This window comes from Arthrobacter sp. 9V (genome assembly GCF_902506065.1).
GTDB lineage: Bacteria > Actinomycetota > Actinomycetes > Actinomycetales > Micrococcaceae > Arthrobacter.
This window is the reverse complement of record NZ_LR732912.1, coordinates 2,529,400-2,555,298: the sequence shown is the minus strand read 5'-3', so window position 1 is coordinate 2,555,298 and position 25,899 is coordinate 2,529,400. Positions and strand designations below refer to the sequence as shown.

General features: G+C 63.0%; 21 protein-coding genes and 1 riboswitch. Of the genes, 9 read left to right on the top strand and 12 right to left on the bottom strand.

Going from position 1 to position 25,899, the window contains the following annotated elements; all coding sequences use genetic code 11:
* The first annotated feature begins 127 nt into the window (after window positions 1-127).
* Window positions 128-1,663 carry an MFS transporter gene (locus BACI9J_RS11870; RefSeq protein WP_159734560.1) on the top strand — a complete coding sequence of 512 codons (1,536 nt, stop codon included), beginning with the start codon at window positions 128-130 and terminating at the stop codon, window positions 1,661-1,663.
* Here the strand turns inward: BACI9J_RS11870 and BACI9J_RS11865 are convergent.
* Window positions 1,627-2,079 (bottom strand): rhodanese-like domain-containing protein, encoded by a 453-nt coding sequence (locus tag BACI9J_RS11865; protein ID WP_159734559.1) that lies wholly within the window; start codon window positions 2,077-2,079, stop codon window positions 1,627-1,629. The two genes, BACI9J_RS11870 and BACI9J_RS11865, sit on opposite strands and share 37 nt — an antisense overlap.
* 41 nt (window positions 2,080-2,120) lie before the next feature.
* Window positions 2,121-3,260: an LLM class flavin-dependent oxidoreductase gene (locus BACI9J_RS11860; RefSeq protein ID WP_159734558.1), complete on the bottom strand. Its 1,140-nt coding sequence runs from the start codon at window positions 3,258-3,260 to the stop codon at window positions 2,121-2,123.
* A 222-nt stretch (window positions 3,261-3,482) separates the two neighbouring features.
* Window positions 3,483-3,592: riboswitch (SAM riboswitch) on the top strand.
* 36 nt (window positions 3,593-3,628) lie between these two features.
* Here BACI9J_RS11860 and BACI9J_RS11855 point away from each other — a divergent pair.
* The 6 genes from BACI9J_RS11855 to BACI9J_RS11830 all read left to right on the top strand — a co-directional run bounded on the left by BACI9J_RS11855 (window position 3,629) and on the right by BACI9J_RS11830 (window position 11,400).
* Window positions 3,629-4,723, top strand: a complete 1,095-nt coding sequence (locus BACI9J_RS11855; RefSeq protein WP_201296572.1) for an LLM class flavin-dependent oxidoreductase — start codon at window positions 3,629-3,631, stop codon at window positions 4,721-4,723.
* 62 nt (window positions 4,724-4,785) lie between these two features.
* Window positions 4,786-6,201 carry an NtaA/DmoA family FMN-dependent monooxygenase gene (locus tag BACI9J_RS11850; protein WP_159734557.1) on the top strand — a complete coding sequence of 472 codons (1,416 nt, stop codon included), beginning with the start codon at window positions 4,786-4,788 and terminating at the stop codon, window positions 6,199-6,201.
* A complete protein-coding gene (locus BACI9J_RS11845; RefSeq protein WP_159734556.1) occupies window positions 6,198-7,835 on the top strand; it encodes an ABC transporter substrate-binding protein in 1,638 nt (545 codons plus the stop codon). Before BACI9J_RS11850 ends, BACI9J_RS11845 begins: the two co-directional genes overlap by 4 nt.
* 7 nt (window positions 7,836-7,842) lie before the next feature.
* Entirely contained in the window at window positions 7,843-8,790 is a 948-nt protein-coding gene (locus BACI9J_RS11840) for an ABC transporter permease (protein WP_159734555.1), read from the top strand.
* 10 nt (window positions 8,791-8,800) lie between these two features.
* On the top strand, window positions 8,801-9,748 hold the full coding sequence (locus BACI9J_RS11835) for an ABC transporter permease (RefSeq protein ID WP_159734554.1): 948 nt from the start codon (window positions 8,801-8,803) through the stop codon (window positions 9,746-9,748).
* Window positions 9,745-11,400: a dipeptide ABC transporter ATP-binding protein gene (locus BACI9J_RS11830; protein ID WP_159734553.1), complete on the top strand. Its 1,656-nt coding sequence runs from the start codon at window positions 9,745-9,747 to the stop codon at window positions 11,398-11,400. The genes BACI9J_RS11835 and BACI9J_RS11830 overlap by 4 nt, the downstream gene beginning before the upstream one ends.
* 110 nt (window positions 11,401-11,510) lie before the next feature.
* On the opposite strand, the gene BACI9J_RS11825 is transcribed toward BACI9J_RS11830, so the two are convergent.
* From BACI9J_RS11825 to BACI9J_RS11810, 4 genes are all read right to left on the bottom strand, one after another.
* Window positions 11,511-12,995, bottom strand: a complete 1,485-nt coding sequence (locus tag BACI9J_RS11825; protein WP_159734552.1) for a hypothetical protein — start codon at window positions 12,993-12,995, stop codon at window positions 11,511-11,513.
* Window positions 12,996-13,153: 158 nt separating this feature from the next.
* Window positions 13,154-13,726 carry a flavin reductase family protein gene (locus BACI9J_RS11820; protein ID WP_159734551.1) on the bottom strand — a complete coding sequence of 191 codons (573 nt, stop codon included), beginning with the start codon at window positions 13,724-13,726 and terminating at the stop codon, window positions 13,154-13,156.
* Window positions 13,727-13,728: 2 nt separating this feature from the next.
* Window positions 13,729-14,775, bottom strand: a complete 1,047-nt coding sequence (locus BACI9J_RS11815; RefSeq protein WP_159734550.1) for a methionine synthase — start codon at window positions 14,773-14,775, stop codon at window positions 13,729-13,731.
* A 20-nt stretch (window positions 14,776-14,795) separates the two neighbouring features.
* On the bottom strand, window positions 14,796-15,788 hold the full coding sequence (locus BACI9J_RS11810; RefSeq protein WP_159734549.1) for a DUF1852 domain-containing protein: 993 nt from the start codon (window positions 15,786-15,788) through the stop codon (window positions 14,796-14,798).
* 120 nt (window positions 15,789-15,908) lie between these two features.
* Here BACI9J_RS11810 and BACI9J_RS11805 point away from each other — a divergent pair, with 120 nt between their 5' ends.
* Complete coding sequence (locus tag BACI9J_RS11805; protein ID WP_159734548.1) at window positions 15,909-16,850, top strand: LysR family transcriptional regulator; 942 nt, start codon at window positions 15,909-15,911, stop codon at window positions 16,848-16,850.
* A 228-nt stretch (window positions 16,851-17,078) separates the two neighbouring features.
* Here BACI9J_RS11805 and BACI9J_RS11800 read toward each other — a convergent pair whose 3' ends face one another.
* Together BACI9J_RS11800 and BACI9J_RS11795 are read right to left on the bottom strand one after the other, a co-directional pair.
* The gene (locus tag BACI9J_RS11800) at window positions 17,079-18,668 is read right to left on the bottom strand and encodes an amidohydrolase (protein ID WP_159734547.1); all 1,590 of its coding nucleotides are present in this window, start codon (window positions 18,666-18,668) and stop codon (window positions 17,079-17,081) included.
* Window positions 18,665-19,909 carry an MFS transporter gene (locus tag BACI9J_RS11795; protein ID WP_159734546.1) on the bottom strand — a complete coding sequence of 415 codons (1,245 nt, stop codon included), beginning with the start codon at window positions 19,907-19,909 and terminating at the stop codon, window positions 18,665-18,667. The genes BACI9J_RS11800 and BACI9J_RS11795 overlap by 4 nt, the downstream gene beginning before the upstream one ends.
* A 195-nt stretch (window positions 19,910-20,104) precedes the next feature.
* On the opposite strand from BACI9J_RS11795, the gene BACI9J_RS11790 reads away from it, so the two are divergent.
* The gene (locus BACI9J_RS11790) at window positions 20,105-20,710 is read left to right on the top strand and encodes a TetR/AcrR family transcriptional regulator C-terminal domain-containing protein (RefSeq protein WP_026540479.1); all 606 of its coding nucleotides are present in this window, start codon (window positions 20,105-20,107) and stop codon (window positions 20,708-20,710) included.
* Between the two features lie 524 nt (window positions 20,711-21,234).
* On the opposite strand, the gene BACI9J_RS11785 is transcribed toward BACI9J_RS11790, so the two are convergent.
* The 4 genes from BACI9J_RS11785 to BACI9J_RS11770 all read right to left on the bottom strand — a co-directional run bounded on the left by BACI9J_RS11785 (window position 21,235) and on the right by BACI9J_RS11770 (window position 25,894).
* Window positions 21,235-21,537, bottom strand: a complete 303-nt coding sequence (locus BACI9J_RS11785) for a hypothetical protein (protein WP_159734545.1) — start codon at window positions 21,535-21,537, stop codon at window positions 21,235-21,237.
* A 108-nt stretch (window positions 21,538-21,645) separates the two neighbouring features.
* A complete protein-coding gene (locus BACI9J_RS11780) occupies window positions 21,646-22,302 on the bottom strand; it encodes a TetR/AcrR family transcriptional regulator (RefSeq protein WP_159734544.1) in 657 nt (218 codons plus the stop codon).
* Window positions 22,299-24,761 carry a beta-glucosidase gene (locus BACI9J_RS11775; protein ID WP_201296571.1) on the bottom strand — a complete coding sequence of 821 codons (2,463 nt, stop codon included), beginning with the start codon at window positions 24,759-24,761 and terminating at the stop codon, window positions 22,299-22,301. Before BACI9J_RS11775 ends, BACI9J_RS11780 begins: the two co-directional genes overlap by 4 nt.
* Window positions 24,758-25,894 carry an LLM class flavin-dependent oxidoreductase gene (locus tag BACI9J_RS11770; RefSeq protein WP_159734543.1) on the bottom strand — a complete coding sequence of 379 codons (1,137 nt, stop codon included), beginning with the start codon at window positions 25,892-25,894 and terminating at the stop codon, window positions 24,758-24,760. The genes BACI9J_RS11775 and BACI9J_RS11770 overlap by 4 nt, the downstream gene beginning before the upstream one ends.
* Between the last annotated feature and the right edge of the window lie 5 nt (window positions 25,895-25,899).

The window sequence follows — 25,899 nt, the reverse complement described above, 5'->3', positions numbered from 1 at the left end:
CCGGAGCGTCGGCGGACAAGCCCCAAAGAGTCATAAACGAGTCACCGGCGGTAACCCGGATTAACGCCCCTTAACCGGGTGTCTCGCGATGCCCGGACCCGGCAGAACCCGCCTAGAGTCCACAATCATGGGCCACGGAAATCACGCTAAACGTTCCGCCCTCTGGCTTTGCCTGGGCGCCGGATTCATCACGCTGCTAGACCAGTCAATGTTTGTCCTGGCCGTTCCCGCGATGTCCGCCTCCCTGCACGCCGATTCCGGGTCCGTGCAGTGGATCCTGGCGAGCTACTCGCTGGCGTTCGGCGTCGCATTGGTTCCCGCAGGTAGGCTGGGCGACATTGTCGGGAGGCGCACGCTTTTCATCGCCGGCATTGCCGTCTTCGGGGCATCCAGCCTGGTGGGTGGCCTGGCCACAGACCCCTCGCTGGTCATCATCGCCAGGCTCCTCCAAGGACTTGGTGCAGGCACCCTGAACCCGCAGGTTCTCGGACTCCTGCAGGACATCTATAAGGGACAGGACCGTGCGAAGGCCTTGGGCGCCTACGCCGCCGCCGGTGGTTCCGCTGCAGTGTGCGGACCACTGCTTGGGGGACTCGTCCTCTCGCTGGGCGACCCCGCGATCGGATGGCGGATCCTGTTCCTGGCGAACGTTCCCTTAGTGCTGATCCTGGTGCCACTTGCCTTCCGCCTCCTCCCGCGGCCGGCAGGCAGACACCCCGGAAACGCCAAGCCGTCCATCGACGTCATGGGCGCGTTGCTGTTGGGCGGAGTGGTGGTGGCATCACTCATTCCCACGATCTACGGCGCGGGCACCATTGCTGTGACGTCGCTGGCTGTCGGTGCCGGTGCGCTCCTCGCCTTCGCCGGCTGGGAGATCCTGTACCACCGGCGTGGCCGAACCCCGTTGCTCAGTGCCCCGCTGGCGAAATCCAAGGGTTACGCACTGGGAACAGTGGTGGCACTCTGCCAATTCGGTGTGGGTGCCGGAATGGCGGCCGTGACCGCCTTCTATTTCCTCTCTGGAACTGGGATGGCTCCGTTGGCAGCGGCAGCCATCCTTGCGCCGCAAGCCGCCGGCATGCTGCTGGCGTCGAGTTTCAGCTGGCGTTTCGTGGTCCGGTACGGGCGGGCCGGGATCGTGTACGCGCTTCTCGGCAGTCTGGCCTGCCTGATTGCCAAGGACCTTTTTGTGCAGGGGCTCGACGGCGGGACAGCGGCTCTTGCGGTGGCCGCCGTCGGGCTTCTCCAAGGTGTGTCAACCGGCCTGGTGGTCGCGCCTAACCAGACACTCACCCTCGCCCATGCGCCCGTGGGCGCCGCCGGAGTGGCTGCAGGGTTCTACCAACTCAGCCAGCGGTTCGCTGCGGCGCTTTGCTCCGCCGCGGCTGCAGGAATGTTCCTTCAAGCGCATGGCGCGGCCACCGGCCAAGCCTCCAAGGACGCCTTCCACCAAGGCATCGTCATGTGCTGCATCTTGCTGGGTGTCGCCTTGCTCGCCGGCGGACTCGACTGGCTGCGCGAGGCGCGGGACCTCACAAAGACAAGTGCCGCCGTCGTGACTTCCGGAAGGGAAGCCGCGACGACGGCACTGGTGCTGACGCCGGAAGGTCCGACGGCGGCAGGTACTCAGCGCTCGGAAGCCACCGAATCGGTGGACGCCTGAGTGGTGGCGGCGGGCGGTGCCGCTTCGGCGGGCGGTGCGGTGGGCCCGGTGGTGGGGACGCCGGCGTCGCGGAGGGCCGGGAAGCCACCGTCCACGTGGACAGCGTTTGCGTAGCCGAGGACCTTGAGCTTCTGCGCGACGGGTCGTGAACCGTTCACGGAGCCGCAGAACACCACGATCTTCTGGTCCGTGCCGGTGACCTGGGGCAGCCGATGCGCGGATTTCGGGCTGAAGTCCTCCTCCACGTGCTCGCGGTTCACCACCACAGCGACGGGGACTGCGTCGGTGCTGGCGCGGCCGCCTTCGCTGCGGACGTCGATCAGCAGGGCACCTTCTTCGATGAGCTTGGCAGCGGCATCGGCAGTGATCAGCTGGGTGTCTTGGACTGATTCTTGGACGGCGGTTTCAATGGACATGGTGCTCCCTTATATAGGTGGTGATTGGAAAATCGGAAACGCTAGAGACCCCATACCTCGGCCAGCAGCTGGTAGGAGTTCTGCCGGTCGGCGGGGTCATGGGCAATGGTGGTGATGAGAAGTTCCTGGGCACCCGTGGCCCGCTGCAAAGTGCGGAGTCCTTCGCTGACCTGGTGGGGGTCGCCCACGAACCGGGTGTCCAGACGATCCTTGATGAGCTCCCCGGCTTCGGCGTCCAAGGAAAGCTCCAGCGCATCCTCCGGTGACGGGTACGGGATGGCACCCTGGCCGCTACGGATCCCGTGAACCCACTGGGCGTAGCCGAAGGCCAGGCGCTGGGCCTGGCGTTCCTCCGGGGCTACCAGCACGTCCGCTGAGACGATCACATGCGGTTCCCGCAAGGCCGCGGAGGGTTCGAAGTGGGCCCGGTATTCGGCAATGGAGTCCAGAACGCCCGCCGGTGCTACGTGATAGTTCGCGCCGAAGGGGAGGCCCAGCTTGCCAGCCAAGCGGGCACTGGGTCCGGCGGTGGACCCGTGGATCCAAAACTGGGGCGCCTGGCCGAGGGCGGGGATCGCGGTGACTTCCTCGCCGTGTTTGGTCCTGTACTCGCCGGTGAAAAATCCGATGATGTCCTGGATGTCGTTCTCGAAGTTGTCCGTGTCTCCGGGGAAGCGGCCCAGCAGCTCGCCCTGCAGCCGGAACTTCCTGGGCAGGACCGCACCGAAGATGGGGCGCGGCGCAGGAACCAGAAGTCCGTCGACCACACGATCGGTGGGCTCGGAAGAATTAGCGGGTACCACTCCGGGAGCCGGATCGCTGGGGGATTTGGGCGGACCTGAGCGGCCAAAGCCAAGGTCGATACGGTCCGGGAAAACGGCGGCCAGCGTTCCAATGCTCTCGGCAATCTGGAGCGGCCTGTAGTTCCCCAGCAAGGTGGCCGCGGTCCCCACCCTGATGGTCTTGGTGGCCGAGGCAACCAACCCGGCCAGAATGTGCGGGGCTGACCCGGCAACGCCGGTGTTGAGGTGGTGCTCGGCCAGCCAATACCGCGAGTAGCCGGAAGCCTCGGTAACTGCGGCAAGGGCAACGGTGCTCCGCAGGGCATCGCCGGGAGTCTGACCGGCGGACACCGGGCTCAGGTCAAGGACGGACAGGGGAGTAACGGGAGGCTTCGGCATGGCACGACACTACGGATCCCAGCGCAGAGCCCAAAGCCGATCCGTCACCCCGCTCAACCGGGCTAAATCCAACGAAATCCGGCGAAACGGGCCGTCACAACCGACCCTTCAAAAGCCCGAAAATGACGATTCCAGCAGGCCTTTGACGTGGTATTTCCCGCCTTGACGCCGCAAGTCCAGCGGTTTGTACATTCCTTGGACAGCCTCCTAGATTCAAGTTCAGGTCAAGAGTCAGCACGCCAAGGACCGGCTCGTGCTGCGGCAACCCTCAGGCATTACGTGGCGGGGTGCTCCGGAAACAGACCAGGCCGCATCTGCGGCAAGTGAATGTCGTCCCGGCCGCTGTGCGGCCTCTGAAAGAGAGAATCATGCCTTCCACACCTGTACCCGAATTCCGCTCCCGCGTCATCGCAGTGGAGCTCGACGGCGACGGCGCCCACCCCGCGTCGTGGCGCAAGGCCCACCATGATCCGCAGGCGCTATTGGGGGGCCAGCGGATCCGTGAAACCGTCCAGGCAGCGGACATCGCCGGTTTCCATCTGGCCACGTTCAAGGACACCCGCGTGGTGGACACGGGCTCCACTGGGATCCCCGGACGAATCGACGCGATCCAGCGGGCAGCCTTCGCGGCGCCCATCACCCGCTCCATCGGCCTGGTCCCGGAAGCCGGAACGCTCTTTACCGAGCCGTTCCATGTAGCTACGCAGCTGGCCAGCCTGGACTACTCCTCCTTGGGGAGGGCGGGTTGGCTGGTCGCCGGGGACAACCTGGCCAAGGAAGCCCGCTCCGTGGGGCGCACGCAGTTGCCAGAAAGCGAGGCAGTTAGCGAAGCCGCGGATGTGGTCCAAGCCAGCCGCCGGCTTTGGGACTCCTGGGAAGACGACGCGGTGATCCGTGACATTGCCACCGGGCGGTACCTGGACCGGGACAAGCTGCACTACGCCGACTTTGAAGGTGAACGCTTCTCCGTCAAGGGACCGTCCATCATCCCGCGCCCACTTCAAGGGCAGGTAGTGGTGTTCGCGCCCGTTGAGCTGATCCCCGCCGTCGAGGCTGACGTTGCCCTGGTCTCCGCAGTCACCACGGACGCACTCCCGCAAGCAGCCCAAGCAGCTGCCGCGGGTGCGCCGAGGACCCTAGTGGAGCTGGACCTCATCCTCGATTCCCGTGGGCAGACCGCGCAGGACCGTCTTGCCGAATTGGACTCGTACGAAGAGTGGACGGGCGGTGCCCGCTACGTGGGCAGCGCCGAAGGCTTGGTGGAACTGCTCACCACGCTGTTCGCAGCAGCCGACGGCGTCCGCCTCAAGCCAGCGGTACTGGATGTGGACCTGCCTGAATTGGCCAACAAAGTGCTCCCGGAACTGTTCCGCAGCGGGCTGGTGGTACCGCCGGCCCCGGGAAGCACATTGCGCGAATCCTTCGGCCTTCCCCGTCCCGCGAACCGCTTCGCCGCGGCCTGACCGCCGCCTGACCACCGCCCGCCGCCAAGAGCCCACGGCCACCAGATTCAGAGAGCAGAACCATGACCAACCACCACCGCATCGCAGGCAACGGCCAGATCCAGTTCGGTGTCTTCTTCCAAGGCGTCAACCACACCACTGTGTGGAAGGACCCGCAGAGCGGCTCGCAAACCGACTTTGAGTCATTCCGCCGGGTCGCCCAGACAGCAGAGCGCGGACTCTTCTCCGCCTTCTTCCTCGGAGAAGGACTACGCCTCCGGGAACACCTTGGAAAGATCCACGATCTGGATGTCGTGGGCCGTCCCGACGCGCAGACCGCCCTCGCCGCGCTCGCAGCCATCACCACGAATATCGGTTTGGTTGCCACACAGAACACCACGTACAACGATCCCGCGGACCTTGCCCACCGCCTGGCCAGCCTGGACCTGCTGTCCGGCGGCCGTGCTGCCTGGAACATCGTCACCACGGACAACGCATGGACCGGTGCCAACTTCAGGCGCGGCGGGTTCCTCAAGCACGAGGACCGTTACGTCCGGGCCGAAGCGTTCGTTCAAACGGCCAAGGCCATTTGGGATTCCTGGGCTGACGGCGCAATCGCCGGGTCCCGGAAGGATCCACGCTGGCTCCGCGAGGACGCCATCACCACGGTCAAGCGCAAGGATGAGAGTTTCGACGTCGAAATCACCGGCAGGTTGCCGCGTTCCAGCCAGCAGCACCCTGTTCTGTTCCAGGCCGGGGACTCGCCGGACGGCCGTGATTTCGCCGTGCGGAACGCCGACGTGATCTTCTCGGCACATCCGGAACTGGAAGACGCCAAGAAGTTCCGCGACGACATCGTGGCCCGCACCCTCAAGGCCGGGCGTCCGGCAGATGACGTGAAGATTTTCCCCGGCCAGGAGTTCATCCTCGGTGCCACAGCTGCTGAAGCGGAAGAAAAGCACCAATGGGTCCGCTCGCTGCAGGTGGGTCCGGAAACGGCCATCGCCTACTTGGAACAGTTCTGGGGACGCACCCTCACCGAATACGACCCCGACGGTCCGCTGCCGGACATCGACCCTATTGTGGACGTCACCAACCCCACCCGCGGCAACGCCTTCCACGGGAAGAGCGCCAAGGACCTCGCCGCCCAGTGGCGCGCGGACGCCAAGGAAAACGGGCAGTCGATCCGTCAGTTCGTTGCTGCCCGTTCCCGGCTCAACGGCCGCGGTCTGGTGGGATCGTACGACGACATTGCGGACAAACTCGCCGAGTATGCCCACACCGGCGCAGTTGACGGCTTCAACATCACCCCGTGGATTGTCCCCGGCGGGCTGGATGACATTGTCAACGAACTGGTTCCCCGCCTGCAGGACCGCGGTGTCTACCGCACCGACTACGAAGGCACCAACCTCCGCGAAAACCTCGGCCTCCGCGCCCCGCTGACCCGCCGCGGATCACTCACCAGCACCAAACTCACTGAAAGCGAAGAAGTCGCATGAGCGTCCCCAACCCAACCTCAGCGCGCAAGCTGTGGAAACCAGCCGCCGTCGTTTCCGTCCTGGGAGCCTTTGCGCTCCTGGCTTCAGCCTGCGCTGGAGGGGCCGACGCCGGCAATCAGCAAAGTGCCGACGCCACACCGGTCTCCGGTGGCAACCTGAACTTCGCGGTGTCCGTTGATCGCGGCTGCATCGACCCGCAGCAGGTGGGCAACAACGATGCGATCGCGATTGCCCGCCAAACCGTGGCGTCGTTGACGTCTCAGGATCCGAAGACGGGCGAGATCGTTCCGTGGCTGGCGGAGAAGTTCGAAACCAACACCAACGCCACCAGTTTCACGTTCACACTCCGCAGCGGTGCGACGTTCGCAGACGGCACGGCGATTGATGCTGCCTCGGTGAAGACCAACTTTGAGGCCATCAAAGCACTCGGTGCCAAGGCAACGCTGGGTTCTACTTACCTGAGCGACGTCAGTGCCATCACCGTGAAGGACCCGCAGACCGTGGTGGTGGACTTCTCCAAGCCGAACGCGCAGTTCCTCCAGGCAACGTCCACGTTCACGCTGGGCCTGTTGTCCCCGGCATCTGCCACGCTCTCCGAAGCTGACCGTTGCGCCGGGAAGTTCTCCGGCTCCGGGCCGTTCAGCGTGAAGAGCTACACCGTGGACAAGGAAGCTGTCTTGGAACGCAGGGCCGGTTACAACTGGCCCGCCGCCACCAACAGCAACAAGGGCGAGGCCTACCTGGACACTGTCACCTTCAAGATCATTCCCGAGGCAGGCAACCGCACGGGCAGCCTGCAGTCCGGCCAGATCGATGCGACGGCAGCGATCTCCGCCGCTGACATCAGCCTGTTCAACGGCAACGGCTTCTGGAACGAAACACGGGCCAACCCGGGTGTGGTCTACAACCTGTACGCCAACCAGACCAACCCCAAGCTCAAGGAAACCGCCGTCCGGCAGGCCATTTCCAAGGCCATCAACCGCGAGGAAATTACCAAGACCTTGCTGACCGAAGCGGACCAGCCGGCCAAGGGCGTTCTCTCCCACACCACGCCGTACTTCAAGGACTACAGCGAGCTGCTGAAGAGCGATCCCGATGGCGCCAAGAAGCTCCTGGACGATGCCGGCTGGAAGGTGGGAACGGACGGCGTCCGCGAGAAGAACGGCGAGAAACTGTCCTTCAAGGTCACCTACTGGCAGTCACCCAAGGAAGTGCTGGAACTCGTGCAGCAGCAGCTCAAAGTGATCGGCGTGGACCTGCAGCTGAAGTTCACCACCATTGCGGACGTGACGGCTGCCCAGGCTGACAAGACCTATGACTTCTCCTACGGCAACCTGACCCGCAGCGACCCGGATGTCCTGCGCACCGTTTTCGCCTCCACCACAGCCCGTGGCGGAAGCAACCTCCGCGAGAAGCTGCCAGTGGACGATGTCCTGGGCGAGCAGGCCGCGGCGCTGGACAAGGACGCGCGCCAGAAGCTGGTGGACGAAGCACAGGAAATCCTGATCAAGGACGCCCACTCCATTCCGCTGTATGAGCTGTCCACCACTATTTCCGCCAGCGACAAAGTCAAGGGCCTCACGTTCGAAGCTTCCAGCCGCCTGGACTTCTATGACGCCTGGCTGAGCAAGTAGGAATCCCATGATCCGCTACATCGGCCAACGGTTGCTGCAAGGCGCGTTCGTCCTCTGGGCCGCCTACACAGTGTCCTTCCTGATCCTGTACTTGCTGCCCGGCGACGCCGTCAGCATCATGGCCAGCGGGGACGAACAGAACGCAGTGGATCCGGCACTCGTGGAGAAGCTGCGCGCGGAGTATGGCTTGGACAGGCCTCTTTACGAGCAATACTTCGTGGCGCTGTTCAAGGCGCTCCAGCTGGATTTCGGGCTATCCATCAAGAATGGTGTCCCTGCAACTCAGACTGTGGCGGAAGTCCTGCCGGAGACCATCAAGTTGGCTGTAGCGGGATTCGCACTCGCGGTGCTCCTGGGCAGTGCCTTGGCAGTGGTTGCGGCGTTCAGCCGCAACCGCTGGATCCGTCAGGCCTTCTCCTCGCTACCGCCTTTGGGCATCGCGGTGCCCACCTTCTGGATCGGCCTCCTGCTCCTGCAGTTCTTCTCCTTCCGGTTGCGCTTGTTTCCCGCGATAGGGAACGACGGCGGCCAGAGCCTCGTGCTTCCAGCCCTGACTTTGGCCATACCCACCTCTGCCGTGATCGCCCAGCTGCTGACGCGCAGCTTGCGCCAAACGTTGGGCGAACCATACATCGAACAGATCCGGGCCAAGGGAGCCAGTGAAGCGCTGATCAACTTTGGCCATGCCCTCCGGAACGCAGCCATTCCCACGCTGACCATGCTCGGAATTTTGGTGGGAAATCTGCTGGCCGGTGCAGTGGTGAGCGAGACAGTGTTCTCCCGAGCAGGCATTGGGCGGCTCACTGTCACAGCCGTCAACAGCAGGGACATCCCGGTGGTCCAGACCCTGGTGGTCCTGGCAGCCGCCATCTTTGTCATCACCAGCTTGATCATTGACCTGATCTACCCGCTCGTGGACCCGCGCATCAACACAGCGCGCGGCGCCAAGGTCTAGGAGGGCCATCATGACGCAGCAACTTGTGAGGGAACCTACGTCTGCTGAGAGCAGCTCGTCGGACGGAAAGCCACCCACGAGCTCCGTGGGATCCGCTGCACCGAGTGCCGTTGGCAGGGCTTCTGCCCGCGGCTGGGTCCTCAGGGTCCGCCAGGCTGTGGCCAAGCCGGGGTTGGTGCTGTCCGTGCTGGTCCTTGCCTTGGTGATCCTGTGGGCGTTGGTTCCCGAGGCTTTTACCCAGTGGCCTCCGGACACGGGTGTTCCGTCGTCGCGGCTCAAACCGCCGTCCGCGGAACACTGGTTTGGAACCGACAGCCTGGGCCGCGACCTGTTCTCCCGGGTGGTCCACGGCTCGGCGACGTCCTTGGCTGCCACGGCTGTGGCTGTCGCCGTCGGCCTGGTTGCGGGATCGGCGCTCGGTTTGCTGGCTGGCTCCATCAGGGGGTGGGTGGATGACGCCATCATGCGCGTCATGGATGTGCTGCTGGCCATTCCCAGCTTGCTGCTTTCCTTGGCTCTCATCACGGTGCTCGGCTTCGGAACCATCAACATCGCAATCGCGGTGGGTATTGCCAGTGTGGCCAACTTCGCCCGGATCATGCGGGCTGAAACCCTCCGGGTGAGCACTGCTGTGTACGTTGAGGCTGCACGGTCCTCGGGCGTCGGGTGGCACTCCATCCTCCTCCGACATGTCCTCCCCAACGCTGCCGGCCCGGTTCTGGCCTTGTCCGCGCTGGAGTTCGGCATGGCAGTCCTGTCGATTTCATCGCTGAGCTTCCTCGGGTTCGGCGCACCACCACCCTCTGCGGAATGGGGTTCACTGGTGGCCGGAGGTCGCGACTACCTGGTGGCTGCGTGGTGGTTGGTGACGTTGCCGGGCGTGGTGATTGCCGCCGTCGTGCTGTCCACCAACCGTATTTCGCATGCTTTCCAAGACTCTGAAAGGAACCGGCCATGAGCTCCCCTGCTGAAACGCTGTTGAAGGTGGAGAACCTACGTGTGGACTATGCGGTGGACGGATCCCCGCGGAACGCGGTGGCGGGTGTCAGCTTTGAGGTCCGGGCGAGCGAAGTCGTGGCGATTGTGGGGGAGTCGGGCTCCGGCAAGACCACCACGGCGCATTCCATCATCAACCTTTTGCCTGGCAACGCCCGAGTTTTGTCCGGCAGCGTGACCTTCGACGGCACGGACCTGACGCAGCTGACGCGCAAGGAGTGGCAGGGGGTGCGCGGCAAGGATATCGGGCTGATTCCGCAGGACCCCACGGCGTCATTGGATCCCCTCCAACGGGTGGGCGAACAAGTGGCCGAAGCGCTCACCATCCACCGGCTCCAGCCCAGGAAGGCTGCGCGGCAGAGTGCCGTCAGGTTGCTGGAGGAATCCGGAATCCGCGACGCTCCCTCCCGGGCGCGCCAGTTTCCTCATCAGTTCTCCGGTGGCATGCGCCAACGTGTCCTCATTGCCACAGCGCTTGCTGCCCAGCCGAAACTGGTCATCGCTGATGAGCCCACCAGTGCGCTGGACGTGACGGTACAGCGGCAGATCCTGGACAACATTGCTGCCTTGACCGAGGAGCGGGGGACCGCGGTCCTGCTGATCACCCACGACCTCGGCGTCGCGGCTGACCGCGCGCACCGCATTATTGTGATGCGTAGCGGAGAGATTGTGGAGGAAGGGTCAGCAGCGGCTGTGCTGGGAAGCCCACAGCACAGCTACACCCGGCAACTCATTGAAGCGGCACCGGGGCTGAACCCGCGCAGGCTGCGGCCAACGGTGCCAGTTGTTGACCGGGGGACGACGCCGGCCGGCGGTACTGCGTCCGGCTCAACTCTGGTGGAGGCCAAGTCGCTCAGGAAAGTCTTCACACTTCCGCGTGCAACCGGAGGCACAAGATCGCTGACCGCCGTCGACGATGTTTCGCTGAATATCAACCGCGGCGAAACTTTGGCGCTGGTGGGGGAGTCCGGCTCCGGAAAGAGCACTGTTGCCCGCTTGTTGCTGAGGTTGGACAAACCGACGTCCGGTTCGGTGGTGTTCGACGGCGTGGATCTGGCCAGTGCGAAAGGAGAGAGGCTGCGCCAGCTCCGACGCCGGTTCCAAGTGGTGTTCCAGAGTCCCTACGCATCTCTGGACCCTCGTTTCACTGTGGAGGACATCATTGCCGAGCCACTGCGGGCCTTTGCGGACGGCACACCGGCTGATCGGAAGGGCAGGGTGAAGGCGTTGCTTGAGGAAGTCCATCTTCCCGTGGACTACGGTTCCCGTCGTCCGGCGGAACTCTCTGGCGGCCAACGTCAGCGTGTGGCCATCGCCCGGGCCTTGGCGTTGAAACCGGAGCTGGTGGTGCTGGATGAAGCCGTGTCTGCCTTGGACGTTTCCGTGCAAGCGCAGATCCTGTCGTTGTTGGCTGAGCTGCAAGCGCAGGAGTCCTTAAGCTACCTGTTCATCTCGCATGATCTTGCAGTGGTGCAGCAAATCTCAGACCGCGTGGCGGTGATGCAGGCCGGGAAATTGGTGGAAATCGGGGAGGCACTCGAAGTGCTGGACAGCCCCACTCAGGAGTACACCCGCCAACTGATTTCCGCGATTCCGGGGCGGGTGACGGGCTAGAGGTACCTCCCTTATCCCGCAGTTGCCTCCGGCTGCGTGCACCCTCACGGAATTCGGTGTTTCGAAGTGATGCTGCGCGAACTTGTCCTTGTTCGCAGCTGGAAGTTTAGTTATTGACATGACGCAGAATACTTAGGTGTGCGGAGCTGGCTGGCCGCTCCGATTGGCCGATTACTCTTTGTTGTTGGCTGCCAACTGCCACGTCGGGGGCGTGGGAAATGAGCGAGCACTCCGCCACCCACCGACGAGGCTAGTGTTCCGGCGCTTTCGTGCGGGTATCGCCCAGAGAGCGGGAGGGTGGTCGCTGGGTGGTATCCAGGGGTGGTGAGGTAAACCGCGGTGGTGTCAGTGAGGTGGATCGTGACGTCGTGGTTCGTGAAGTGTCGTAGTGCGCCGTGCAGTCGCTGAACTGCCAAATATGTGCTCGCGGGTTGTTGATTATTGGTTTGCGCTTCGACACGGATGGAACCGGTACGAGCGGTCTCTTGGCTAGTGGCAGAAGAGATGTGTAGGAAATCCTGCTCCAGCTGCACTCTGACGATCCCGCTCTTGTAGCCGGTTCGCGAGGACTCGGCCAGGCGTTTTGCCTCGGAGAGATAGGAGAAGACTTTCTTGCTATTGAACGTCGCCGACGCGGTGATATTGCAGTCGGCAGGATTATGGGTTTCTTTCCAGGGGGCAACCTTGCTTGTCCAAGCCGCCCAGTGGCTTCCAGCGATCATGACGAGCTTCTTGCCCGCCGGCGATGTTGTCTCACCGAGGTGGATTTCGCCGCTGCTGATTGCTTGGGTGACGTCCTGAAGCCAGCGGTTATTAAGGGAAGTGGTGAAGTCTGAGTCGTGCCGGGCGAGGACGGCGGACTGGGCATAGGAGTACCGGTCGATGGCATCGAGGACGAGGCGCCCATCCAAGGTTCGGAGGGCCACTTGATTTGGTTCTCGGGGGTCCGGGCCGGTCGTGTTGCTCCCAGCGGAAGCTGATGCGAAAGGGACTGCTTGCTTGAAACCTGCAACTGTATGCACCCTGACCGTGGCATCCGCTCGCGGGGGTAGCTCGGGTTCGTCAATAACGCGGGTCAGTATTGCAGCTAGGTGGGACCGCCCACCAACGCTGATGCGTGCTCGCTCTTCTCCGTCATGCTCGATCGTTGCTATTGCGGCTGCTCGCGCCGCCGAAGGCAGCCCTTTCCGGAGTGCATCGACAATCTGCCAGAACTCGCGAGAGTCGATGACAGCAGTTCCTGGGACGTCAACGTTTGCTTCGAGGTCGCAGATGGCTGCGGCGAAGTCGCTGCTTGAACACATTCTTACGCCGTCTTGAAGGGGTTGCAGCCAGATGCCGCCTTTGGTGGCGCCTGTAGGGGAGTAGTCAGCCCCCGTCCTGACCAGATCGAGTGCCGAGACGAGTCGCATCAAGGGGATATGAAATCTGAACGGCTCGGCTGGTTTTGGAGGGTCGATCGTTGGGCTGAGGCGGTCGGTCCAGCCCGGCCATGTCAGCCTCGCGTCCCGAAGTGCTTGAATGACCAGGCTGTACTGGTCATCTGAGAGCTCGTCAATCAATCGCTTGAATTCCCACTTCTTAATTTCTGGCACAGTGCCATCATCCCTCATCGCATGCGTGCAGATCAGGGTTGCATCCGAGCCGTTCAGGAAGTCGATGGACGCGCCGACGTTAACGAGGACGACGGCGGGAGTTACCTCCCGCCGTCGTGCGCTGTTCGGCTTGGCGCCCCGCGTTGTTGGCGAGGCGCTTAGCCGTCGAGCTTGGAATGCTCGCCCAGACGGTGCCAGGAACGGTTGTGGTAGACCAGGGCGTCGCCGGGTTCTCCCGCTGGGACGTCACGCATCACGCGGGACTCCAGGGCGTGAACGGCGATGATGGTGGATGTCCCTACCTCCATGCGATTGATGACGGCGCAGCGCACCCAGGCGCGGACGTCGTCATACACCGCTTCGCCGGTTGCAAGGGCCGACCAGCGGTGTGTCTGGTTGAAGCGGCCGGCGCCGGGGGTCGCTCCGAACTTCGCCAGGTCGACGTCGTGCGCGTCCAGCAGGTGCACCACGACGGTTTCAGCGCGGGAAAGCACGGCCGATGCTGAGGACAGTGCCGAGACCGAGAAAATCAGCAACGGAGGTTCGGCACTCACTGACACCACCGACGATACTGTCAGTGCCACCGGCCCTTCGCCGGCATCCGCCGTGATGACGGCGACACCGCCCGGGTGGCCACGAAACAGTGCTTTAAATTCGTCAGCCGAGAGGGAGGACGGGAAGCTTTGCTCCGGAGCCCCGAGCCAAGTGTCTGGGGGGTAGGCGTGAAACATCGTTATGGCACCTTGGGTGCGGAGCGCTCGAGTTCCTCGCGAACGATATCCGTCCCTGCGCTGAGGGCACTCAGCTTGGCCAGTGCGACGTCCCGGGGGAACGGGGCCATGCCGCAGTTGGAGCTGGCAATGAGCTTGTCCGCATCGACGAACTGCAGGGCCTTGCGGAGGGTGTCGGCGACTTCCTCCGGGGTCTCGATGGTCTCGCTTGCGACGTCGATTGCCCCGAGCATGACTTTCTTGCCGCGGAGGAGCTCGATGAGGTCCATAGGCACGTGGGAGTTCTGGGATTCCAGCGAGATGATGTCGATGCTGGAGCTCTGAAGCAGCGGGAACGTTTCCTCGTACTGCCGCCACTGCGAGCCGAGCGTCGCCTTCCAGTCGTTGTTTGCCTTGATCCCGTAGCCGTAGCAGATATGTACGGCGGTCTCCGCACGCAGCCCTTCTGCCGCTCGCTCAAGCGCAGCCACGCCCCAGTCCTTGACCTCATCGAGGAAGACGTTGAACGCGGGCTCGTCGAACTGGATGATGTCCACGCCGGCCGCCTCCAGTTCTTTCGCTTCCTGGTTCAGGATCGCAGCGAACTCCCAGGCCAGCTTCTCGCGGCTCTTGTAGTGGTCATCGAAGAGCGTGTCCACCATGGTCATGGGACCGGGAAGGGTCCATTTGATCGGCCGGTCGGTGGTTGCGCGGAGGAACTTCGCGTCGTCGACGAATACCGGCCGCTCGCGGCGCACCGGCCCGACGACGGTGGGCACGCTCGCGTCGTAGCGATCGCGGATGCGCACGGTCTTGCGCTGTTCAAAGTCGACCCCGCTGAGATGCTCGATGAAGGTGGTGACGAAGTGCTGGCGGGTTTGCTCGCCGTCGCTGACGATGTCGATGCCGCGTCGGCTCTGCTCATGGATGGCGATGCGCAGCGCATCCTGCTTGCCCTCGAGCAGCGCATCTCCCTCCAGTTTCCAGGGAGACCACAGAGTCTCGGGCTGTGCGAGCCACGAGGGTTTGGGCAGGCTTCCAACAACGGTGGTGGGCAAAAGTGTGTTCATGATTGACGTTTCTCCGTGGGTCAGTTGACGAGAGCGGGGTGTTTGGCGGTCCACTGGTCCAATAGATCCTTGTGGGGCGTGATGAAGTGTTCCTCGGTGTACTTCGCCTGGGTGACCGCGAGCTGACTGCGCTCGACGCGGTCGTAATCGATCTGGGTCCGCGAGTAATCCTGCTCTCCCAGGCTCGGCTGATAGACGACGGCGGCGGCGGAGTTCGCGTTGTAAATTTCCGGGCGGTAGATCTTCTGGAACGTCTCCATGGTGCTGATCGTGCCGATGAGCTGCAGGTTGGTGTAGTCGTTGAGCAGGTCGCCGCGGAAATAGAAGGCCAGCGGCGCTACGCTGCCGCGTGGCATGAAGTAGCGGACCTGCAGCCCCATCTTTGCGAAGTACGCGTCGGTCAGTGAGAACTCGTCCTGCTGGTACTCGACGCCCAGGACGGGGTGATGGTTTTCCGTTCGCCGGTACGTCTTGGTCGTGGAGACGCTGATGCACACCACTGGCGGCTGCGGGAAACGTTCCTGGCATGCCGGGGAATCGAGGAATTGCTGGAACAGTTTGCCGTGCAGATCGCCGAAGTCCTCGGGAACGGTGGGCTTGCCTGCCTCCGCTGATGCCGCCGGCAGTACCACGCTGAAGTCGAAGTCACGGACGTAGGAGGAGAAGTTGTTCCCCACGATTCCTTGGTGGCGGACCCCGTTCAGTTGGTCGACGATCTGGATGTCGAGAACCTCGAACAGGGGGAACTTCTGGTCCGTACCTTCGGCAGTGAACTCTATCTGCACGGAGACGATCTCAAGCTCGAGCGTGTAACGGTCCCGGTCCGGGTTGTCCCAGCTTGCCAGATCGTTGAAGCGGCGCCGGATCATGGTCAAGGCGTTGCGGAGGTTCTCCTGGCGGTGCTCGCCCCGTGCCAAGTTGGCGAAATTCGTGGTGATCCGCGAGCCTTCCGACGGGGAGTAGTCCTCGTCGAAGGGGGTGGTGGTGATGCTGAAGGTGAAGTCGTCTGCCATGTGCTGCCATTCCGTTGATGGGCCGGAGACGGCCTTTCCGAAGGGGATGTATCCATAGTGCAGTCTGGCGAGGGATATCAGGTAACTAGTGGTTGCTATGCATTGATATAGAATTTTCCTATGGCCCAGATATCGAGCGGATTGACCCTGCAGCAGCTCCGCTACTTCATAGAAGTTGCAGCAGAGGGGTCGATCTCCGCGGCTGCCGATCTTCTCTACGTAGCGCAGCCGACAATGTCCGCATCGATGAAGGACCTTGAGGCCCGGGTTGGCCGTGCGCTCCTGGTTCGTTCCGCCCGCGGGGCCACCCTCACCGCCGACGGGGTAGAGTTCCTCGGCTACGCGAGGCAGGTCGTGGAGCAGTTTGCGCTCCTCGAGCAGCGCTACCTAGGCAGGCCACCGCGGCGACGTCTGCTCGGGGTGTCAACGCAGCACTACTCTTTTGCGGTGGACGCCTTCGTCCGGATGGTCAAGGCCACTGATGTGGCCGAATACGAGTTCTCGCTCCGTGAGTCCCGCACCTGGGACATCATTGAGGATGTCCGGACGCTGCGCAGCGAGATAGGCATCCTCTACCGGAACGATTTCAACCGGAAGGTCATCGACAAGCTGCTCCGGGAATCCGGGCTCGCGTTCACTCCGCTTTTCCTCGCCGATCCACACATTTTCGTCGCACGGAACAACCCGCTCGCTTCAAAAGAGCGTGCGACCCTCGATGACCTCGCCGGGATGCCGCGGCTGACCTTCGATCAAGGTGCGAACAACTCCTTTTACTTCGCCGAAGAGATTCTCTCCACCATGTCCAGTAAGCAGGAGATCCGGGTCTCTGACCGTGCCACAATCTTCAACCTCATGATCGGGCTCCACGGCTACACGATCTCCACGGGCATCATCAGCGGGGAGCTCGACCCGGAGATCGTCGCCATCCCTCTCGACGTTGACGAACGCATAGAGATCGGCTGGATCGGCCACGCCGCGATCCCGCTCACCGACCAAGCACAGCACTACGTCAGGGAATTGCGGGCCGTCGTCGCCGAGTTCGGCGTAGCGCTACTCGACTGACCCCAGGTGAGCGCGCGGGTCCGCCGTCGTGGGCATGGCCCGTCCATCGCGGAAATGAACACCCAAGCGATATGGTCAACTGAAAGTGCCCGTGGTGATCGCCACGGGCACTTCGAGTTTGCGAGGGACACGAGCTGCCCGATGACGCGTGGATGCGGGTGGAATACCGTTCACCCGAAGGTCATCAGGGATCACTGCATGTTGGTGCAGCGATCATGCGGCTCCGCCTTACTCCACCGAGTACTCCTCCCGTCCTGCGATGAACGTGCGCACGATGCGGGCGGTGAGCAGCGACGACTCACCATCGGTGAATGGGTCGGTGTCGAGCACACAGAAATCGGCGGCTTGCCCCACAGCGATACGGCCGCGCCACTCACCGTCGCCAACCGACGCGGCAGCATCTCTCGTAGCGTGTGTGATAGCTCGTTCCAGCGGCATGGCGTACTGCGGTTGCTCGGTCGGAAGGGACGGATTGAGCGCGGAGGATCGGGTGGCAGCTACGTACATGTTGGTGAGTGCCTCGAAGGGGGCGGTTGGGGCGTCCGTGGAGAACGCGAGCAGCGCCCCTGCATCCTCGTACTCAGACCAGGCGAATGCGCGGTCGACCCGTTCGTCACCAAGCTGCGCACTCCAGTTCGGGAAGATCGCGAGGTCGGCGTGTACTGGTTGCATCGATGCGGTCACACCCAGCCGGGACATCCGTTCGGCCGTGCCGGGTGCCGCGTATTCCAGGTGCTCGATGCGATGGCGACGATCAAGATCGCCGTTCGCGACCATGGCATCCTCGATCGCGTCCAATGCGAGTGTGCTGGCGTGGTCCCCGATGGCATGCATCGCGATCTGAAGACCCGCAGCATCCGCCGCAGCGATCACAGGGAACAGCCGTTCGGCGGGCCATATCGTTTCGGCGTTCGAACCGTCGGCATAGGGGTGTTTCATCGCTGCGGTGCACGCGTCGATCGTGCCGTCCACCAGCAACTTGATGCCGAGAACACGCACGCCCGGATGGTTTTCCGCCGCGAGCTCGGCAGCGCGGGCCACCTGTGCGAGATTGGCGGCGTCCTGTCCCGTGTTGAGGATGAACCAGTGCGCGTCGATCCGCAAAGGTAGCGCTCCACGTTCGGCGGCGCGGTTGAGCGCGGCGAGTCCATTTTCCTCAAGGGCCATGTCTACAGCCGCAGTAACGCCAGATGCAAGGTAGGCGGCCACTACTCGGTCGATGTCGGCGTCCCGCTGTGCGTCTGTGGTCATCGCGTCACGATGTGACCACACAAACTTGAGCGCAGTTTCGTACAGCATGCCGGTGGCCTGGCCGTCGGCGTCACGTTCTATACGTCCTCCAATCGGGTCGGGTGTGTCACTGGTGATGCCGAGTCTCGTGAGCGCCGCGCTGTTCATCCAGCATGAGTGATAGTCGTTCGCGAAGAGGTAGACAGGGATGTCGGAAACCGCGGCGTCGATCATCACGGCGGTGGGAGCACCGCCGTCGATGGCGTCAAAGAGCCAGCCGCCACCGTACATCTCATCCTTGGCATGGGCCCGTGCCGTGCGCAGCCGTTCTTGAATTTCGTCGAGTGTACCGGCATCGGTGAGGCCGACCTGACCGAGCGCACCGCCCGTCAGGAGCAAATGTGTGTGGGCGTCGGTGAAGCCGGGTAGCACGAGCCGTCCCTCGAGTTCCACCACCCGATCACACGCAGGAGAGTCAGCTTCCGTGCCGACGAACACAAACGAGCCGTTGTCGACGACGGCGGCGTCGGCCCACTGCGGGTGGTCTGCAGTGAAGAAGCGGGCATTGCGGTACAGCGTGCGAGTCATGCGTTTATCTCTTCCATGTGGTGGGTGTTGGTGCGCTCCAGGCGCGTGGTGAGTAGGGCTATTGCCCCAGCCGGGACGGCGAGCATGAAGCTCGCAATACCGAGGGTGATCGAGAAGCCTTGGTAACCGAGAATGTTGATCAGAGCGGCGCCGATCACAGGCGTCAGGGCTGACCCGACGAGGTAGACCGACAGCATGGGTGCGGACCAACGCCCGCCACTGTCGAGTGCGGCAGATGTGGCGAAGAAGAACATGAACGCGACAGCATAGACGGTGTTCCAAGCGATGAACACGACAATAAACGCCGTGGGATCGGTGGTGAAACCCTCAACAATCTTGAGGACGCCGCCCGCCAGCAGCAGGATCACCAGCGGCACGGCGCGTCCGAACTTGTCGCCGACGATCATGAGAAGCACCGCGGCGATGAGCGCTCCGGCAGTAGCCCCGCTGAGAGCGATACCGAGTCCTTCTGGTGTGAGGTCCGCCTGGTCGGCACCCATTACGCCGCCCATCGCCCACAGGGAATCCTCACTCACAGCCCAGAGCGTGAAAACGACAAGCAGTCCGAACCCGGCAAGCTTCACTGTGGGGGAGGGGGCGGGTGTGATTCGAATTGCCCCTGTCGATGGAACCTCGATCGGCATGGCCTCCGCCACAGCGGCGCCAGCCTGCGGATCGAGGACGGGAGCGGCCGGCAGCCACGTCGAGAACAGCAGTCCGAGCAGGCTGAACAGGGAGAGTGCGCCGAAGACTGTGATCGGAGCGAGCCCGATGAGCGGGATGACGGCGATCACGATCGTGACGAGGCCGCCTTTCACGAGTCCGCTGATACCGGCGACGCGTTCGGGATTTCGGAAGGCTGCCATTGCGGCGCCTGCTGCGGCGATCGCCCCACCTGCGCCGACGCCACCGACGAGGAGACCCGGAATCATGAGGGCGGGCACAAGGGCCGCTGCCCCGAAGCCGAGCGCGGCGATTGTAAGGCCCACCCGGGCTACGGTGCTGCGGAGGGTGCCCGCGCATAGTGGAGCGATCACCAAGCCGGCCAGCGCCGTGAGGAACAGGCTCGCGGTGACGATCCAGCTCGCCTCCAGAACGTCAATGGCTAGGGCCGCTTGTACGGCTGTGATCATGTAAGGCGAGAGATTGACGCCCAGATAGCCGGCGATGCCCACTGCGAAGGTGGCGGTGGCCGTGGGTAGGCGGAGTGGCACTCGTGTGCCGAAATCGATTGCTGTCATGGAGGACTCCAGGGAGCAGGTGGTGCACGAAAGGTGCGGGATGGGGGAGGCAGTGCGGTGCCCTTCGTGGAGCACGTCATCCTAAAACGAATGATGTTCGTAAATGAATGGTGTTCATTAGTATGCATGAAGGAGAAGTCTTAGGGAAGCCCCGGTATTGTCGAAGTTAATTTCTGCTGAGAGTTGAGTCATCCCATGTCCAGGCCATCCACTCCGCGCTTGTCGCCGGAGATCATCGGAGACGCCGGCCTCGCCCTATCCCGTGCCGGCGAGCCTTTCGGAGTTAACGCGATCGCGCGACACCTCGGAGTGCGGTCATCATCGCTTTACAACCACGTGGACGGCATGGACGGCATCGTCGAGCTCATGCGTGTCCGTCTCCTGGCCACCTATCGCGTCGATTTACCAAGGGAACGCTGGGAGGAGTACGTTCTGGCAATGTTGCGTGCACAGCGTCAGGCGTATGCAGATCATCCAAGCCTGGTGCCGCTGCTCGTCGGGAAGACCATGACCAGCCCCACTGTCGTGGAGGCCTATGATGACCTGGCAACGGTCCTCGCCGACGGCGGCTTCCTTGAAGAAGAGATCCTCTCGATCATCGCCGTCCTCGATGCATTTGCTATCGGCTTCGGCCTCGATCTCGCCGCGCCGGACGATATCTGGCAGCCGAACGAGGAGACACGCACTTTGAGACGCCTCCTAGAGTCAGGCGAGCGGGGCAGGGCGCGGGCCGATCACACCTTTGAGCTAGGCGTCAGTGTGCTCATGGACTCTCTCAGGGCGCGGCTAACAAATACTTGAGAGCCCGGGGCTCTGGCAGGCTATTGTTGCGACCCTGCGGGTACTGCCGGTCCGGACGAGAAGTGTGGACAACGTCCACTCTTTGCGTCCCGGATCGGGTCGTACTGGGGCTGACTGGCCCGGATTCCGCATGTCTCCTCCACTTACCAGCGGTCGCAAGGCTTGGAATCCCGTTCGAGTCCCACCTCGGACACGGCAAACCCCTGGGTACAATACGACTTGAAGCGCTGTGCTCAAGACCAGTAGTTCCCGCTTTTTTCTATAGCGAGGATGTCGTCGAGCAGGTCCGGGGCCTCCTTTAGCAATGCGAACCGGCACGGACGAGGAATGACGCCATGTAGCCGGGCTTCGTCTAAGAGCGCGGCGTAAGGTCCCGCAGGAGCATGAAAGTTAAGGCGCGGCCGGAGGACTGTACCGTCAGGAGAAATGAAGGCCCTTCAGGGTCAAAAATTTCGTCTCCGCCGGTCGCCTCACCATCAATCACGGGCCGCACGTGCCATGCTGACTTGTCCATTTCCAACCGATCAGTAGGCTTCGACGTGCGCGCGAACGTGGCTGCCGTCCTCGCTCAGCCATCCCTTACCGGCGGCGTAGACCAGCATGTTGGCAAAGCGATAATTCCAGCCCATGCCGATCCGGCCGGCGCATTCGTTGCGGATCCAGTCGACCGAGACGAGGACATCGCCGTCGTCGAGTTGCCCCGCTGATGTGGTCCTGAGCAAGGCAGGGAGTTTGTCTCGCGCCGCTTCGGACAACAGCACCTTGAAGCTGGTGCAGTCGTCGGGCTCGTCGAGGGCTACGGATCCGGGGCTGACGCGAACGTGCACGGCGGACTCCTTCCAATCGGCAGTGAAAATTTTTTGCTTGTTTCCACTATGCCGAGAGGCGGGAAGCGTCAGGAAGACGAGCTTTTGGATAGCCGGTATTGCTGAGATTTATGCCTTACTGGAAGGTTCCTGAATACTGGCCATAAGGTAGGACGTCACCATGCCCGTCAGCTTTTCCGAGATCTCCGGCCACTCCAGCTTTCCGCTTCCTTCCATGGTGCTTCCCAAACCAAGCCTTCGCGCGATGACGCTGTAGGAAACGTTGAAACACCAGTCAATCTCATCCTGCCCAAGGTACGCGCCAGTCCATTTGCGCAGCACGGCAGCGAAGTTCCCTGCGTGTACCGCATGGGATGCTGCACCTCTTTGCGAGACGGTTTCATCATTCGTGGCTCGGAGCATGAAGGGGCGAAGAATGTCCGCGTACCGCCTAAGGAGTTCGATGGTCGCGTCCATGGCTTCACGGACCACGGCTTCCAAGCCATCCTCCGCGTGGGACGGCAGAGCCCCAAAAAGATGGTTGGAGACGGCGTCGATGTCGTCCATTTTCCGGCCGTGGGCAACGCTGACGAGGTCCTCCTTGCCTTCGAAGCGCGCATAGATGGAGCCGATGGACACGCCTGACCGGGCGCTGACGTCGGCCAGCGTGAACTCGTCGTTGCCCCGCTCTTCGAGCAGGGCCAGGGCCGCCTCGATCGTTTTTTCGAACGACTGGCGGCTCCTGGCCTGCTTGGGTTCGCGGGATTTGGTCTCCGGAAGGGTCACAACGCGATCCTACAGAGGATTCCTTCATCAGAGGCACTCCGGGATACGCGAACCTCCCAATCTCCGGACGGCACGGTCCATCCAGATCCCGAAGAGTTCCATCGCCTGAACCCCAGGGCGTCCAAGGCAATCTCTGCCTCTGCGGTGTCGCCCGCGTTTACCGACACCGCTGCGAAGCCGACCAGCCTGAAGTCCATCTCACCGGGCGCCTTGGCGTAGGCCTGCAGGACATCCCGTCCATGAAAGCGGCCAGTGTTGCTGATGGTGGCCCGTACGTAGAGACCGCTGACGCCGTCGCTGGCAGTTTCCCGCCGGAAAGAAGAGCCAACGGAAGCGACGGCATCTGAGAGTTCGAAGGTGGTGTAACCGAGGCCGTACCCGAACGCGTAACGGGGCTGACGATGCGTAGTCTGGAAATGCCGGTAGCCCATGGGTTCACTGGCTGCATAGTCCAGCGTAAGTTCGGAATCCAGTCCGGTTCCCCATCCAGGAATGTCTTCGTCCCGGCGGGGGAAAGAAACCGGAAGGCGCCCTGAGGGAGCAGCATTACCGGTCAGGACGGAGGCCAAAGCGCGACCAAATTCCTGCCCTGGGAACCATGCCATGAGCACAGCCTTGACCTTGTCCGCCCACGGCAAGATCACTGCCCTGGAGGCGTTGACCACCACAATGGTTTCCGTAGCGACCTCAGCTACCGCATTAACCAGACGGTCGTCCGCGGGGTCGAGCGCCGCCGTCGTGCGGTCTGCACTTTCACGTGATGATCCCTGCTCATCACCGATGACGATCACCACAGCGTCGGCGCGGGCCGCGATTTCAACCGCTGCAGTCAGGGGGTCCCTTACTTGTGCGGGTGTTGCGACGGCGGTGATGGCTTGGACGCGTCCGGGCTGGAAGGCCATGTCGATGACCACTTGGACATTCCCGGCGGGAAGGTCCAAAGCAACTTCCTGTGTGTCTGCGCGGGCCACGACTCCCATGACGTCATCGGGCGCGGGCGGTGGAACCACCAACACCTCGCTGCCATCTACCCGAAGGGAACTAACGCCGGTTCCACCCGCACCCAGGGTCCACCGGGTCGTTTCGGGCAGGTCGAAGTGCGCCGTGATGCGGGCGCGCCCCGGAACGCCTGCCCCAAGACCTGGAACGGGTCCGAACCAGACGAATGCTGATGCCTTGCGCACCTCGCTGTAAAGGACGTTTTCCGCGTCGCCTGCTGCCAGGACCTCCAGAAGAACGCCGGGCGTGCCGTCCGGTGCTGCGCTGCCAAGGTCCGTCAAGGATAGAGCCGAAGACGGCGCGGCGCCAGGTTCGTAGAGAACCTCCACACCGGGTCCGGCGGCTTCGCGGATGGCCTCCAGCGGGGTGACAACCTCACCTTCGGGTCGGACCGTGGCAAAGGTTCCGCCCTGGAAGCACGGCTTGTCCGCGTTGGGGCCCACGACGGCAAGCGTCTTGATCCCTGACATGTCCAACGGCAGAACATTGCCCTTGTTTTCGAGCAGGACGAATGATTCGCTGGCAGCCTTGCGGAGGATTGCCCGCTGCTCTTCCTGACTGCGGAGTTGGGCGGGTGCCGTCGCAGTTCCGCCCGAACGGCGCCCGGTCCGATCCGCGAGCCTGGTGACGCGTTCGACGGCGTCACGCAGCCTCCGGGGTGCAACGTCACCGGCGGCGACTGCCTCACCAAAGCGGGCGCCAAGGTACGTGGCGGGTCCGGGCATTTCCAGATCGAGCCCAGCATTGGCAGCAGCGACGGTATCGTCCACGCCGTACCAGTCGGAGACGACCACGCCGTCGTAGTTCCATTCATCTTTCAAGACGCTGATCAGTTCTGCGTTCTGCGAGCAGTGGGTGCCGTTGACCCGGTTGTAGGCCATCATCAGCATCCACGGGTTGGCTGATCGAACGGCAGTCTCGAATGGCCTAAGGTATGTTTCGCGCAAGGTGACCTCATCCACGCGGGAGTTCATCCGGCGTCGTTCGGTTTCGGTGTCATTGGCGACAACGTGCTTGGTGCATGAGCCCACACCTTGGGATTGAACGCCATCCACCCAGGCAGCTCCCAGCACTCCGGTCAGGAAGGGGTCCTCGGAGAACATCTCGAATCCCCTGCCCGTGAGGGGAGACCGCGGCATGTTCAGATTGGGTCCCAGGATGGCCGACACCCCACGCTCCACGCCTTGCTGACCGATGACCTGGCCTACTTCTGAGACCAGCTCCGGGTTCCACGTAGCACCGAGCGCCGTGCCCGAGGGCATGATCAAGGACGTGTCGCGCTCATCCATGGCCTTGCTGACGATCCCCAGCGGGCCATCCAGGAGGACCATTTCCTCGACGCCGGCGCCTGCGCTTGCCGACGTGCTCCAGCCGTTCAGGCCGCCGGTGAGTTCTGCTCCAGTGAGGTCGGGGCCAGCGACGTTTATCTCTTGTTCGCTGGTGGCCGCACCCGCCGTCACAGTGCCGCGACCTTCTCTGTGTCAGTAGCGGATTCTGCGGTCCGCAGCAGGGGCTGAACGCGCTCTGAAAAGAGTCGCATGGTTTGAGCGGTGAAGCGGCGGCGTTCATCGGTGAGGGGGCCTCCCATGATCGCCATGAGGACATTACCGATTCCCAGATCAGCGTACTTCCGGAGCTCAGCAGCCACGGTTTCGGGGCTGCCGTAAAGGCACCAGGTGCCCTTATAGCCCTCCGTGCGCGCGTCCGGCGTCGGCCGCAGATCTACGCCGCTGATTTGCTCGGCCGCCTTGTTGGCAGCGTGTTCGCGCTCCACGGTCTCCTGGTACTGCTCAAGGATGATGTCCATTTCGGCGGCAGCTTGCTCGTCCGTTTCCGCGATGTGCACGTGCTGGTAGGAGTGGGTGGTCCACTCCAGGGCCGCTTTGACCGCCTCATCTGAATGGCCGGCCGCTTCAAGGGCAGTGCGGTAAATGCCGAAGTTCTTCTTCACTTCCTCATAGGCGTTTCCGCTGTCAATCACGGGAGGTGTGAAAGCGAGGATGAAGGCAGGCTGGGCGTTCTTGGCGGCGCGTTCCACGCTGGAAGGACGCGCAGCGACGGACATGACGCGGGGCTCCGGCTTGGTAAACGGAGCGGGGACAATGCGGGACACAACTGCTCCGCGGTAGTGGCCGTTGTCGAAGACCACCGGATCGTCGCCTGGTTTCTTCGCCCAGAGCCGCTCTGCGATCTCCAGGTTTTCGTTGGCCAGGCGTGAGCTGTCCTGGTAATTCACCCCGAAGCCGATCATTTCTTCAGGCGTAGTTCCGCTGCCCACACCCACCAGCAGCTTGCCGGCAGTCAACTGGTCCAGCAGTGCGAGGCGCTCTGCAAAGCGGACGGGGTGGTGGAGCGCGAGGGTCTGCACCGAGAATCCGAAGTGCATGCGTTCGAGTTTTCCAGCCAGGTATGCCGCGAAGACGAAGGGGTCACTGGCTGGGGGAGCGTACCCGGTGAAGTGATGATCGGGAAGGAAGACCGCGTCGAATCCCTTCTGCTCGGCATCCACGGCGTGCTCCACCATGGCCTGCATGACAGGGCGGTCTTCCTCCGGGCCGCGGGAACGGGAGGTGAGAAACAAAGAAAAATGCATGGGAA